The sequence below is a fragment of the Rhizobium esperanzae genome (assembly GCF_014197615.1).
Taxonomy (GTDB): Bacteria; Pseudomonadota; Alphaproteobacteria; order Rhizobiales; family Rhizobiaceae; genus Rhizobium; species Rhizobium esperanzae_A.
The window spans coordinates 203797-216447 of the sequence record NZ_JACIFY010000004.1 but is presented as its reverse complement, the minus strand read 5'-3'; the positions used below and the strand labels follow the sequence as shown (position 1 = coordinate 216447).

The 12651-nt window shown below is 61.8% G+C and carries 12 protein-coding genes and 1 pseudogene; 6 read left to right on the top strand and 7 right to left on the bottom strand.

Translation table 11 applies throughout. The annotated features are described in order from the left end of the window. Nucleotides 1-22 precede the first annotated feature (22 nt). From GGD57_RS07595 to GGD57_RS07585, 3 genes are read right to left on the bottom strand one after another with little or no spacing between them, the layout of a single operon-like run. Complete coding sequence (locus GGD57_RS07595; RefSeq protein WP_184468382.1) at nucleotides 23-874, bottom strand: Ku protein; 852 nt, start codon at nucleotides 872-874, stop codon at nucleotides 23-25. A gap of 18 nt (nucleotides 875-892) precedes the next feature. Beyond that, nucleotides 893-1126 carry a DUF2188 domain-containing protein gene (locus GGD57_RS07590; protein ID WP_184468380.1) on the bottom strand — a complete coding sequence of 78 codons (234 nt, stop codon included), beginning with the start codon at nucleotides 1124-1126 and terminating at the stop codon, nucleotides 893-895. 49 nt (nucleotides 1127-1175) lie between these two features. Next, on the bottom strand, nucleotides 1176-1436 hold the full coding sequence (locus GGD57_RS07585; RefSeq protein ID WP_184468378.1) for a hypothetical protein: 261 nt from the start codon (nucleotides 1434-1436) through the stop codon (nucleotides 1176-1178). Between the two features lie 145 nt (nucleotides 1437-1581). On the opposite strand from GGD57_RS07585, the gene GGD57_RS07580 reads away from it, so the two are divergent. The 3 genes and pseudogenes from GGD57_RS07580 (at nucleotide 1582) to GGD57_RS07570 (ending at nucleotide 4556) form a co-directional block, all read left to right on the top strand. Next, complete coding sequence (locus GGD57_RS07580; RefSeq protein WP_184468377.1) at nucleotides 1582-2010, top strand: OsmC family protein; 429 nt, start codon at nucleotides 1582-1584, stop codon at nucleotides 2008-2010. Nucleotides 2011-2063: 53 nt separating this feature from the next. Further along, nucleotides 2064-3541: pseudogene (locus GGD57_RS07575) on the top strand (FAD/NAD(P)-binding protein). 109 nt (nucleotides 3542-3650) lie between these two features. After that, complete coding sequence (locus tag GGD57_RS07570) at nucleotides 3651-4556, top strand: DMT family transporter (RefSeq protein WP_184468375.1); 906 nt, start codon at nucleotides 3651-3653, stop codon at nucleotides 4554-4556. Here the strand turns inward: GGD57_RS07570 and GGD57_RS07565 are convergent. Genes GGD57_RS07565 through GGD57_RS07550 form a run of 4 tightly spaced genes read right to left on the bottom strand, consistent with a single transcriptional unit; the run spans nucleotide 4522 to nucleotide 10379 of the window. Then, a complete protein-coding gene (locus tag GGD57_RS07565; protein WP_246713575.1) occupies nucleotides 4522-6204 on the bottom strand; it encodes a VOC family protein in 1683 nt (560 codons plus the stop codon). The two genes, GGD57_RS07570 and GGD57_RS07565, sit on opposite strands and share 35 nt — an antisense overlap. Nucleotides 6205-6225: 21 nt before the next feature. Next, complete coding sequence (locus tag GGD57_RS07560; protein WP_184468373.1) at nucleotides 6226-7821, bottom strand: response regulator; 1596 nt, start codon at nucleotides 7819-7821, stop codon at nucleotides 6226-6228. Between the two features lie 4 nt (nucleotides 7822-7825). After that, the gene (locus GGD57_RS07555) at nucleotides 7826-8251 is read right to left on the bottom strand and encodes a response regulator (RefSeq protein ID WP_085736129.1); all 426 of its coding nucleotides are present in this window, start codon (nucleotides 8249-8251) and stop codon (nucleotides 7826-7828) included. After that, nucleotides 8238-10379: a PAS domain S-box protein gene (locus tag GGD57_RS07550; protein WP_184468372.1), complete on the bottom strand. Its 2142-nt coding sequence runs from the start codon at nucleotides 10377-10379 to the stop codon at nucleotides 8238-8240. The genes GGD57_RS07555 and GGD57_RS07550 overlap by 14 nt, the downstream gene beginning before the upstream one ends. Before the next feature lie 194 nt (nucleotides 10380-10573). Between GGD57_RS07550 and GGD57_RS07545 the strand changes: the two genes are divergently transcribed. The 3 genes from GGD57_RS07545 (at nucleotide 10574) to GGD57_RS07535 (ending at nucleotide 12603) form a co-directional block, all read left to right on the top strand. Continuing rightward, nucleotides 10574-10951: a response regulator gene (locus tag GGD57_RS07545; protein ID WP_184468371.1), complete on the top strand. Its 378-nt coding sequence runs from the start codon at nucleotides 10574-10576 to the stop codon at nucleotides 10949-10951. Nucleotides 10952-11430: 479 nt separating this feature from the next. Continuing rightward, complete coding sequence (locus GGD57_RS07540; RefSeq protein ID WP_097613194.1) at nucleotides 11431-12135, top strand: helix-turn-helix transcriptional regulator; 705 nt, start codon at nucleotides 11431-11433, stop codon at nucleotides 12133-12135. A gap of 30 nt (nucleotides 12136-12165) precedes the next feature. Further along, nucleotides 12166-12603: a response regulator gene (locus GGD57_RS07535; protein ID WP_184468370.1), complete on the top strand. Its 438-nt coding sequence runs from the start codon at nucleotides 12166-12168 to the stop codon at nucleotides 12601-12603. Nucleotides 12604-12651: the final 48 nt, after the last annotated feature.

Here is a 12651-nt window from a genome sequence, read left to right as displayed (position 1 = left end):
ACCTGATAGGTTCGAAGCCGCCTCAGCTTGCCTTCTTCCTATGGCTGTCGCCGCGCGCCGGCGTCTTCTTCGCCGGGGCCTTCTTTGCCGAACCCTTGCTGCTCATGCCGGCGCTCTGGCGCAGTGCTTCCATCAGGTCGACGACCTTGCGTTCCGGCGGCTGTTTCTTCTTCGGCGGTGCCCGGCCCTCGATCTTCGCCTTGACCAGTTCGACAAGGGCAGCCTCGTAGCGATCCACATATTCGCTCGGTTCGAAACTGCCCTGCTTGGTGCCGATGATATGGCCGGCAAGCGCGATCATCTCCTTGTCGAACTTGATGTCGGGAATGTCCTTGAAGACGGTGTCGGCCGAACGCACCTCGTAGTCGAAATTCAGCATCGTCGCGACGATGCAGTCGTCATGCGGGCGGATCAGCAGCGTCCGGTTGCGCCGGAACAGCACGGCTTCGGCGAGTGCTGCGACCTTGCCGTCGCGCATGCCCCTTGCGATCAGCGACAACGCCTCTTCGTCATGCGCGTCGACGGGGGCGAGGTAATAGGGGCGGTCGAAATAAAGCTTGTCGATACCGTCATAGCCGATGAAGGCCGTGACATTGAGGATCTTGTCGCTTTCCGGCATGAGTCGGGCGATCTCATCGCCCTCGATGACGATGTAATCGCCATTCTCCATCTGGTAGCCCTTGACCTGATCGTCCCGCTCGACCGGTTTGCCGGTCTCGCTGTCGACGAATTGCCGTTCCACCCGATGGCCGGTCCTGCGGTTGATGATATTGAAGGAGACGCGGTCGGAGGAGGAAATGGCGGTGTAAAGCCCGACGGCGCAGGCAAGGTCGCCCACCTTCAGATGACCTTTCCAGCTTGCCCGCGCGGCCATTCCATCCTCCGTTGTCAATCAGAGCCGACCGTTGCTCTTGTCGGTTTCGAGTTCCTGAAATGCCCAGCCGCGCCCATCGGGCGCGGGATAGGCCAGCAGCGCGTCGCCATCGCCGATCTTCTGGCGCGACGCGGCGTCCCTGGCGTGAACGATCGCTTCCTCGGCCGTCGCATAGGTTTCCGACAGCGTGTCGCCGAGCTTGTAGGCCCAGCCCTTGTCATGCGGCACGACCTGATAGGTAATATCGGCCATTTCGGATCTCCTCTTCTCAATTGGATAGGGAGCATGACGGCATCATACTCTAATTTCGATTGGTTTTGCGCCTTTCGTCGAGGGCGATGATTTTCTCCACCGAAGCGATATCCTCGCTGGTGACGACGGGAACCGGATCGGTGGCAATCGCCTCCAGCACCTCTTGAGAGACGGCGCCGTTGCGGATCGCCCATTCCAGTGTCTCGCGTGTTTCCCGCTCGGCCTTGAGCTGGGCATAGAGCGCGACGATCAGCCGATCGCGTGCGTCCATGCACCCGCCCTGGCGATCCATTCTGCGGACATGCGCCATCGCAATCCACCTTTGTCACTGATTTCGTTCAGGTGTAATCAACTGCTGACGGATGGAAAGGTTCCGAAACCGGCAGCCAGCCATTGCCCGGTGCGGCGCCGGGCTGACATTGTCGTCTGCAGAATGTTCACGAGAGGATTTCATCATGGTCGATCTCAAGGCTCGTCCCCGCCCGACCGGCGCCACCGCCGTTCTCGGCCGCACCGGTTTTCCGCATGTCACCTCCGCCACCAGGGGCGAGATCGATATCGTCACATCACCGTCGCAGCCGGGCTTCAATCCGCTCGACCTGCTCTATTCCTCGCTGTCTGCCTGCCTCGTGCTCAGCGCCCGCATGGCCGCCAGCCAGTTGGGCGTTCTCGACAGGATCAGCGAGATCACCGCCGAGGTCACCGGCGAGAAGGCGACCGAAGGCCTTTCGCGGGTTGCCAGGTTCAACATCGCCTTCTCGATCAAGGGCGATATCGACGAGGAAAGCCGGCGCAAGATCGTTCATGCGGCGGAGGATGAGATCTGCACGGTGAGCAATACGATCCGCGGCAATCCCGATTTTTCGACGACGATATCCGGATAGGCTGAATCTACATAATAATTATAGACAATTGCCGGCAGAGGATTGCGCGAGCAATATCCGACTTCTATGCTCGGACATCGCAAGCAACATCCCGGCCGCCATGCATTCCAAGTCTCCTCCGACGTCCGAACCGCCCGTCGTCGCCATCATCGGCGGCGGCGTCTCCGGCGCGGGTGTTGCCTATCATCTCGCCCGGGCGAGCCGCGGCGAGCATCCTGTCATCCTGGTCTTCGAGCCGCGCGCCGAGCTCGGCCGCGGCCTTGCCTATGATACCGACGATCCGGCCCACCGCATCAATGTTCCAGCCGCCAAGATGAGCCTGCAGCCCGACGAGTTGGGCGAATTCCAGGCATGGATCGAAGCCCGTGACGCCGCCGCCGACGATCCCGGGGCAAAACGGCCCGATGGTTCGCTCTTTCCGCGGCGCCGGCTCTTCGGCGATTATGTCGCCTCCCTGCTGAAACCGTTGCTGGAAGACGGCAGCGTCCGTCACTGCCGCGCTGCGGTGACCGGCGTCGAGCGCCATGCCGGTCGCTGGACGATCCGCGACGATAAGGGCGGCGTCACGCAGGCCGATATCGTCGCGATTGCCACCAGCCATCCGCCGCCCGCCGCCCCCGGCCGGCTTGCGAGCCGGCTTGCAGCCCATCCCCGTTTCGTTGCCGATACCACTAGGCCCGGCGCGCTTGCCGTGGTCCGCCCGCATGACCGGGTGCTGGTCATCGGCAACGGCCTGACGGCTGCCGATGTCATCGCCTCGCTGGCCGAGCGCGGCCATGACGGTCCGGTCACTGCGATCTCGCGCCGCGGCCTGCGCTCGCGCGGGCATGCGCCGGTGCCGCAGCAGCTCTTCGGCGATTTCATTTCCGATGCGGCCCATTCTGCCGTGTCCCTGCTGACCGCGATCCGCGCCGCCATCGACGCGGCGAAGGCGCAGGGCATAAGCTGGCACGGCGTGCTCGATCAGGTACGGGCGCAGGGATATGATCTCTGGCAGGCGCTGCCCATTGCCGAACGCCGCCGCCTCGTCCGCCATCTCAGACCCTATTGGGACGTGCACCGGTTCCGGATCGCGCCGCAGGTCGAAGCCGTGCTCGACACGGCGGTGGCCGCCGGCCGCCTCGAAATCCTCGCCGGCTCTGTCGCCGATGCGCGCGTCGACGGCGAACTCATCCTGGCCACGCTGCAGCCACGCTATCAGCGCCAATCGTTGCAGCGGAGCTATGACGCCGTCGTCGTCACCACCGGCCCGGCGCATGGCGGCATTCTCGAAACTCAGCCCTGGCTCGCAGCCCTGGCCGCAAGCGGCCACCTGTCGCTTGATCCCACAGGCCTCGGCCTTGCCTGCACCGAGCACTCTGAGGCGATCGGCCCGTCGGGAAAGGCAGATCCTTCGCTGCTGATCTCCGGCCCTTTGGCGCGCGGCACCTTCGGCGAACTGATGGGGCTGCCACAGGTGACCGAGCATGCCTTCTTCATCGCCACCGAGATCGCCGGGAAGTTGCGGGTGAACGACACGCATACCGCCTGAATTTATATCCCAATGTCGTTCATCGGCTGTCGTTGATGAGCGACTTCTGATAGGCAGGCGGCAGCCACACCCCACCGCCTGCTTTAGGCCATCAGAAAATATCGAGATCATGTCACAGGCTGCCTCCACCCATTCCGAAGCCGCGCCTTCCAGCCGCCTTCCCCTGGCGGCGCTCGTTCTCGGCGGGGCGGCGATCGGCGGCTCGCCGATCTTTGTCCGGCTTTCCGAGGTCGGGCCGATGGCGACGGCCTTCTGGCGCGTGGCGCTGGCGCTGATCCCGATCGTCTTCGTCTCGCTCATGAAGACGGAGAGGGGACGGAAGCCGCAAAGCCTTTCCGACTACGCCCTGCTCATCCTTCCGGGCGTCATGCTGTCGCTCGATCTCGCTGCCTGGCACCTTTCGATTACGATGACATCGGTCGCCAATGCGACGCTGCTCGCCAACCTCGCGCCTGTTTTCGTCACCGTGATCGCCTTTCTGTTTTTCAAGGCGCGGATCAGCCGCGTCTTCCTGCTCGGGCTTGCCTTGGCGCTCGCCGGCGTCGTCGTCTTGAAAGGCGGACCGGCAGCGATCGGCAATGGAGACCTGCACGGCGACGGCCTGGCGATGATCGCCGCCTTCTTCTATGCCTGCTACATCCTTGCGCTCGGCAGCCTGCGCAGCCGGTTCGATACGATGCGGATCATGCTGTGGAGCACGGCGTCTGCCGCCATCTGCATCTTTCCGGTCGCCTTCTTCATCGAAGGACACATGCTGCCGGCGACCGTCTATGGCTGGTCGATGGTCTTTGGCCTCGCCTTCATCAGCCATGCCGGCGGGCAGGCGGCGATCACCTATGCGCTGGCCTATCTGCCGCCGGCCTTTTCTTCGCTGACGCTGTTGCTGCAGCCGGTCATCGCCGCGATCCTCGCCTGGGCGCTGCTCAATGAGGCGATCGGGCCGATGCAGGCGCTGGGCGGCGCCATCGTGCTTGCCGGGATCATGGTTGCCCGAACATCTCGTTCTCCGGCTTGATCGCCTGCTGCTGAAGCGGCGGTGGATCGTCGCCCATTCTCTGCAGCAGCCACTTCTGGATGATCGGCACATCGGCATCGCCGAGGTCGTGGCCGCCGGCGATGACGTCTGAATCGACGGTGGCGCCCGAACTTTTCAGCCTTTCCTCCAGCTCGCTCGCATATTTGCCATAGGCGTCCGTCTTGCCGCTGATGACGAGCAGGTCCGTGCCCTTCAGATCGGCATGCGGGTAGTCGCTGAGGACAGGCATGGAGCGCAGCAGCACCGCCTTATGAACCAGGTTCGGGTGCAGGTAGAGCAGCGAGTTCAACAGATTGGCGCCGTTCGAATAGCCGACATAGACGATCTTCTTGGGATCGAGCCCATAGGATTTGACGGCGCCCTCGATGAAGGCCGCGAAGGCCTCCGCCTCGGTCTTGATGTCGTTCTGGTCGAAGGAGAACGGCGTAATGCGCTTGTACCAGCGCGGAAACCCTTCTTCCGTCGCCCGGCCACGCACGCCGAGCAGCGTCGCGCGCGGTGCCGCCTTGTTCAACAGCGGCATCAGCGTCGTCTCGTTGCCGCCGGAGCCGTGCAGCAGCACGAAGACACTGCCGTCGGGATCGGGCGGCGTATAGAAACGGTGGACGAAGGGCAGCTCGCGATAATTGATGCGCGGCTGGCCGGGCATCGAAAATTGCGGCAGCACCACCTTCAGATCGTGGAGATTGGTGATGGCGTCGGGCGGCGCGAACAGCTTTGTCCCAAGGGCTGCATGCTCTTCGTCGACGATCATGCCCGGCTTGTCGGTCGCAAGCTCTATCAGCGTGCCGCCGGGCTCGCGGGCATAGAGCGAGCGGAAATATTTGCGGTCGTGCAGGTTGGTCGGCGATGCGTCGGTGGTTTCCAGCGCCTTGCGGACGGACAGCAGCGTCGCCTCGTCGGCGGCGCGGAAGGCGACGTGATCGACCGTGCCGGTGCCGGGCGCGCCGGACCAGAAGCCGCGCGCATCGCGCACGTCGATGACGTCGCCGGATTGCGAAACCAGCCTGTCGATCGTGCCGCGATTGGCCTGGAAGCGGTAGCCGAAATGGCGCTCGAGAAAGCCCCGGCTTTCGGCGGGTTTCTCCGTCAGCATGGTTGCACCGCGCACGCGCTGGACGGCATGCTCGACCGGGATCGAGCCGCCGTCCCAGACATCAGCCGATGTCAGGTTCTTGGCGCCTGCGAGCTTGAGGATGATGTTGTCGGGGTCCTTCAATCTCAGCACAGGTTCGCCGAATTCGTCGGCCGGGCCTTCCGAGCGCAGGCCGAAGCTCATGGCGCGCGTCAGCCAGTAGCCGATGCTGGCGGGGTCGATCGACAGCGATATTTCGCTGATCTGGCCGTAGCCGGCCCGGCCGGGCGCCCCATCTTCCCAGGCGAGGAAGGTCAGCAGCGACCCCGGTGTTCCCGCCGCATCGCCGTAGAAGAGATGCAGTTGCGTCGCGTCCTCGTAACCGGCCGTCTGCTTGACGAGCCGCATGCCGAGAAAGCCGGCGTAAAAGTCCACATTCGCCTGCACTTTTCGGGTGACGGCTGTGATGTGATGTATGCCTGATACCATCTGGAGCAGTCCTGATTGAAGCGGCGTCGTCAGGAGCGCGAGTATGAAAGCTGCGAAAGTCATACCGTTGCCAATGACCATCGCTTAGTTTTGTTCCGCACAAAGTGCAAGCGAATCGCCGCGCTGCAGCAATTCCAGATGATCGACATCTTCGAGGGCCTCCTCCAACTGCTGCAGGGTCGGCGGCTTGACCATATAGGCGCGCGCGCCGAGATTTCTGGCCCGCCGCCTGTCGCTTTCGTCGCTTGACGTGCTGAGAATGCAGACCGGGATTTGGCAAAGGCGGACATCGGCGGAAAGCGCATGCAGCACCTCGAAGCCATCCATGATCGGCATGTTGATGTCGAGCAGCATCAGGTCGATCTGCGGTACGTCGGCGATGCCGGCGCGTTCTTCCAGCAGCCGCATCGCCTCGCGTCCGTTGGTGGCGACATGCAGGTTGAAATTCACCTTGTCCCGCCGCATCAGCTTGATCTTCAGAAGCTGGATGTCGGCCGGGCTGTCCTCGACCAGCAGCACTTCGGCGAGCCTGCCTGCCCCTTCGCCCGGATGCTCGGCCGGTTTGCCGCTATGCGGGATGGCCGGTGTGGCTGGCGGCGCGGGCCTCGCCTCGGCGAGCGGTACGTCGACAATGAAGGTGGCGCCCGGCCCGTTTTCCGCCTCGCACCAGATCGCGCCGCCGTGCAGCTGTGCAATGCGGCGGCAGATGGCAAGGCCGAGCCCGGTGCCCTCTATGCCGCGGCCGACGAGACGCTTGAACGGCTGGAAGATCAACTCGCGATGCTGCGGATCGATGCCTGGTCCGTTGTCGCGCACGGTGAGGCGGCACATGTCGCCATGCGCTTCGCCCGAGATCGTCACCTCGGGAATTTTCTGCTCGCAGTAGCGGACGGCATTCGACACGAGGTTCTGCAGGAGCTGGGTCAGCAGCGTCGCATCGCTCATGACCTCCGGCAGTGCGCCGCGGATGATGACGGCGCCGCGGCTTTCGGTCTGCTGGCGCAGATTGTTCTCCACCTGATCGAGCACGTCTGAGAGCGAGACCGGCGTCAGCTCAGGCCCACCGGAAGCCTCGAGCCTGGTGAAGCCGGAAACCTTGACGATCAGGTCTTCCATATGGTCGGCGGCGCTGAGCACGTAATCCAGCAGTTCCCGGTCGTCGGCCGGCAGTGCTTGAGAACCGTGCAGGATGCGGCTGAAGGATTTGATCGTCCTCAGCGGCTCCTTCAGATCATGGGCCATGGCGCGCGTGAAAATCTCGAGCGATTGCCGCTTCTGCTCCAGCCTTGCTTCCAGCATGCCGTGCATGATGGCGTTCTGGATGCAGCGATGCAGGGTTTCCGGCGACAGCGAATCCTTCGTCAGATAGTCGCGCGCGCCGCTTTTCATCACCTCGACGGCGACGGTTTCGTTACCCTGGCCGGTCAGCATGATGACGTTTGCGACCGGGTCGTGTTCCAGGATATCGGCCAGAACGCCGAGCCCGTTGCGTCCCGGCAGCGAATAGTCGAGCAGGATGCAGTTCGGCCGTTTGCGGCTGTTCAGCGCCAGGCCCTCTTCACCCGTCTCCGCCTCCAGGACGGTATAGGCGGTGCTGGAGACACGGCCCAATATCCGGCGATAGACCTCGCGATCGTCGATATTGTCGTCGATGATGAGAATGCTGCAGTCTTCCGCCAATCTGTCAGTCCTCGAGCGGCAGGATGGCGATTTCGAACCAGTATTCCTTCAGGCGCTGGATCGCGGCGAACAGCCCGTCGAGATCGACCGGCTTCTGCACATAGGTATTGGCGCCGAGCGCATAGCAGCCTTCGATGTCGCGCTCGTCGTCGGAGGTGGTCAGGATCACCACCGGGATTTTACGCCAGCCGGCGTTCGATTTGATCGCCTCCAGCGTCTTGCGGCCGTCGAGACCCGGCATGTTGAGATCGAGCAGGATCAGCCCCGGTTTCGGCACCATCGCCGCGAGCATGTCGAGCGCTTCCTGCCCCGAGGCCGCCCAGCGAATCGAATTGCGCAGGTTGGTGCGTTTGAAGGCCCGCATCGTTGCTTCGAAATCGTCTTCGCTGTCCTCGACGATCAGGATCGGTTGCGTGTCACGCTGCTGCATTCTGCCCCTCGCGCTTTTTTCCCAGGGTGAAATAGAATGTGGTGCCGGCGCCGACCTCCGATTCCAGCCAGATATCGCCATTGTGCCGCGCGATGATCTTGCGGACGAAGGTCAGGCCTGCACCGGTGCCGTCGTCTGAATCCTGCGACTTTTCCAGCCGTTTGAAAATGCGGAAAATGTCCTCATGGAATTCCTGGGGTATGCCCTTGCCGTTATCCCTGACGAAAAACACGTTGCGGGCGATCGTGCCGTCCTTGCCGACGAACCGATCGAGATAGCCGATCGACACGAGCGGCGCCGGCTTGTCATTGTATTTGATCGCATTGGTGATGAGGTTGCGGAACACTTCCGTCAGCCGCGGCGCGTCGCAGACCACGTCAGGCAGTTGGCCGTCGATGATGACCTTGGCATGCCGCTCCTCCAGCAGCAGTTCCATCGTCGCCACGACATCCTTGACGATGAGGCCGATATCGGTGCGTTTGACCGCCAGCTGCTGCCGCCCGAGCCTAGAGAAATAGAGAAGGTCGTTGACGAGTTTCTCCATGCGCTGGCTGAGCCGCACCAGCCGGTTCAGCCGGCGCACGCCGTCGACGTCGAGCTTGTCCTCATAGTCCTCCAGCAGGAAACGGGAGTGGTTGTGCAGGCCGCGCAGCGGTTCCTTGAGGTCATGCGAGGCGATATAGGCGAATTCGTCGAGGTCGTGGTTGCTGCGCTCGAGTTCGGCCGTATAGGCCTCGAGCTGGGCCAGCGTCGTTTTCATCCGCTCTTCCTGCCGGGCGCGCTCGCTGATGTCGCGCACGATACCGACGAAGATCTTCGAATCGCCGGTGGCGACGGCGCTGATGGAAACGTCGATCGGAAAGACGATGCCGCTCTTGCGCCGTCCGGAAACCATGCGCGTCGTGCCGATGATACGCTCCTCGCCGGTCTGCCGGTAATGGGCGAGATAGCCGTCATGCTCGGAATGGTAGGGTTCGGGCATCAGCATCTTGATATTCCGGCCGATCGTCTCCTGCGGGGCGTAACCGAACATGTTTTCGGCCGCCGGGTTGAAGCTCCTGATCGTTCCACTCTCGTCGATGACGATGACGGCATCGGGCGTTCCGCGCACCAGCGCGCCGAAGCGGACCCGCTCGGTTTCGAGGTTATGATTGTTGCGCATGAAATAGAAGACTAGGATGGCGATCAGCCAGAGCGTCGCCGCCGTGATCGTGCGGTTGGCGATCTCCTGCCAGAATGCCACCTCGTTGTGCCTGACGGCGAAAAAGCCGAGCATCAGGAGCACGGTGCAGACAAAGGCGAAGAAAAGCGGCGCGTTCCTGTTGCCGAACCAGAGCGCCGTCAGGACCAGCGGCACGTAGAGAATGCCGTTGGCCACACCGAGCGGCGTGTAGAGATCGACGAGAAGGCCGGTGAAGCAGACCGCAGCCGGGATCCAGAGCGGGATCTGCGCCCGGTTTGCCGGCTGCCTCCACCAGGAGCGGGCGAGAAGCCCCGAGCCGAAGATCACCATGCCGACCGCCGTATGCAGCGCCATCGCCGCATAGGGGCCCCAGCGGTAACCCTGTTCGGCATCGGTGACATAGCTGGCGAGCGCGATCATGCCGAGGGTGATGACGACGTAGCTCGTCAATTCCTGCACGACCTGGCTTTTCCGTTCCGCGTGGAGAGCGAGCAGCAGCGAAAGATTGGCGATCAGGAACACCAGCGCCGTGTTCGGCCCCATGCCGCCGCCGATCTCGGCGATGAATTCCGGTGGAACCAGGAACTGCGTGATCAACACATCGACATTGTGGAAAGTTCGCCCGATGGTGATGATTTCCAGCAGCCGGGCCGCCGCGAACGCCGCCGCAAGCCCTGTCACGATCGTTGCCGCCAACCGAAAGCGACGGGCAGCCAGCGTCGAGGCTGCAAGCCCCAGGCCCGAAAGCACGAAGCAGAGCGCGGTGTTGAAGGCCATCGACGGGAAGCCGGGGACGAGCGAAATGATCACCTTGATCTGCAGCAGCCAGCCGGCAATCGCGCTCAGCCCAAGAAGGACCATCAGGCAGCCGACCGCAATCGCAAAGCCACGGTAGCGTTGCCGCCGCCGCTGGTCCTGAAGGTCCACGTTGCCCTTATCCTGCACCCGTCGTGTCCTCCTCGCTTCGCGTCGCCATTTTTTCCGAAATCGAGGAATACTCAATAGGCAGTGGAGGGCGGCGCTCCGCTTTTCGCGAAATGATTTTTCGATCAGATGGATCGAATTTTCGTGAAATCGCGGTATCGTGACATTGAAGGACAACGAAGTTCATTCGAACAATATCCAAATCACGGTGCTGGATGCCTACCATAATTTACGTCGACGACAGCAGGGATGATCTCTTCTATCTCGACTATATCCGCAGGAAGCAGCAGCTAGAGGTCGACCTATTCTGTTTTTCGACCGCCGAGACGGCGCTGGCGGCGCTGGAACAGCGCGCGGCGGAAGGTTGGGCTCTGCCGGAACTGCTGGTCGCCGATCTCTACATGCCGCTCGACAGCGGCATCGGCCTGGTGAGCAGGCTGCGTCTGGACGATCGTTTCAAAGCGATGCGGCTTGCCGTCTGCAGCGGATCGGATGCGGCCGAGGATCGGGCGCGCTCACTTGCCGCCGGCGCCGATACCTATCTGGAAAAGCCCCTTGACCTTGCCAGCATTCTTCTCAATCTTGAGATGTAGGAAACGGCGCAGGCCCGCCAAGCCGTTCCCTGTCCTTTGTCCCGGCCATATGGCAAGCTGCGATTGACAAGGTCGAGGACGCATCACAAGATGCAACCGAAGCGAAGGAAATGCTTCGCAAAATAAGCGTTGAGAGAGCCGATCAACCCGTGTTCGCCGCCACGAACATCAGCCAACCCCTTAGCTGAATGGGCCGCCAGCTCTCTCTCGCGCTTACGTCTGGCACTGCCTTCGCGCATTCATGGATGTTGAATGCGCGAAGAATACGACACCCAGGTAAGAACTACTGCCCTCAGTAAATTAAACCCGTGCATCACCTGTAGTTGAGATAATTGATGATTTCCGCCTTAGATATCGAAAGTCCCCGTTTTCGATCTCCGTCATCAACCGTCTCGCAATTTTTGTAGCTCTTCGCGTTTAGGACGTATATCCCAAGATTTCGGGATTGGAGGCATTGGCGGAGGAGAGGACGAGTGGGAATGAATAATGCCCCGGCAATTCCCTTTCATGCCGGACCGGAGCTCAGCCGGGCGATCAACCGCACCGATTTTTTCCGGCTGCTGAAGTCGGCGGCGCAGCACTACAACTTCGATAATTTCGTGCTGGCCCGCATTTCCGAGGCTTCGGCCCCTTTCGGTGAACGCGATATCGTCATCACCAATGTCGCCGAACGGCGTGTCGGGCTTTTCATTGCGACGTTGAAGGAAACGCTCGGCACTGTCCGGGCAAAATCGGCCCAGTTTCTGGCAACGCCGGTTCATGGCAGGGGCGCACGGCCGGAAGATTATCGGTCCGATCTCGTTTTCAACGAGTTCCTGAGCGGCGTCTTTCTGTTCATCCCGTTGTTCACCCCGGAAGGGCGGCGCTATTGCCTGGTGCTCAGCGGCGAGCGTCAGGAGCCGGATCAGAGCGAAATCGCCGACATGCTTCTCGACGCCATGCGCATTTTCGACAAGCTTTACGAGGAAATCCTGACGCCGGAAATGTCCGGACGGCTGACCCAGCGCGAATCGGAAATCGTCAAATGGACGAGCGAAGGCAAGACATCGGCTGAGATCGCGATCATTCTCGGTCTCTCCGAACATACGGTCAATTCGCACATCACCGCGGCCGCGCGCAAACTTGACGCTGTCAACCGCGTTCATATGGTGGCGATCGCCTTGAGAAACGGTTTGGTTACGTGAAGCTGGTTTCGGGATTGGGGAATTAAGACGATGATCACCGAAGCGGGCCGAAGGAACGCCGTAAAGGTTCTTTTTGTCGACGACGAATTCATCGAATTCCGTGCGCTCAAGAAGAAGATCGCCGATCTCTCCGAGCCGGCCGTCGAGGTTGAATATTCACCCTCGATCGGTGATGCGCTGGAAAAGATCCGCCTGGCGCGTTTCGATCTCATCCTGCTCGACAACCGCCTTCTGCCGAACGTCGATTTCCGCGAAACCGTGCCGGAACTGCGCGGCATCGGTTACACCGGCCCGATCGGCGTCGTCTCGACCGATATATCGGGCGGCTATTTCCAGGAATTCCCCGATTACGGCGTCGATTTCCGCATCGGCAAGGATGAAATCGATGCCCAGACGCTGCAGCACATCATCCGCGAATATGTGAACTATGACGTCCCGGATTTCTGGAAGGACGATTACAGCATCTAAACCTCCAGCAAAACTGCAGCGGTTTTGCTGGAATTGCGCGACGGCAAA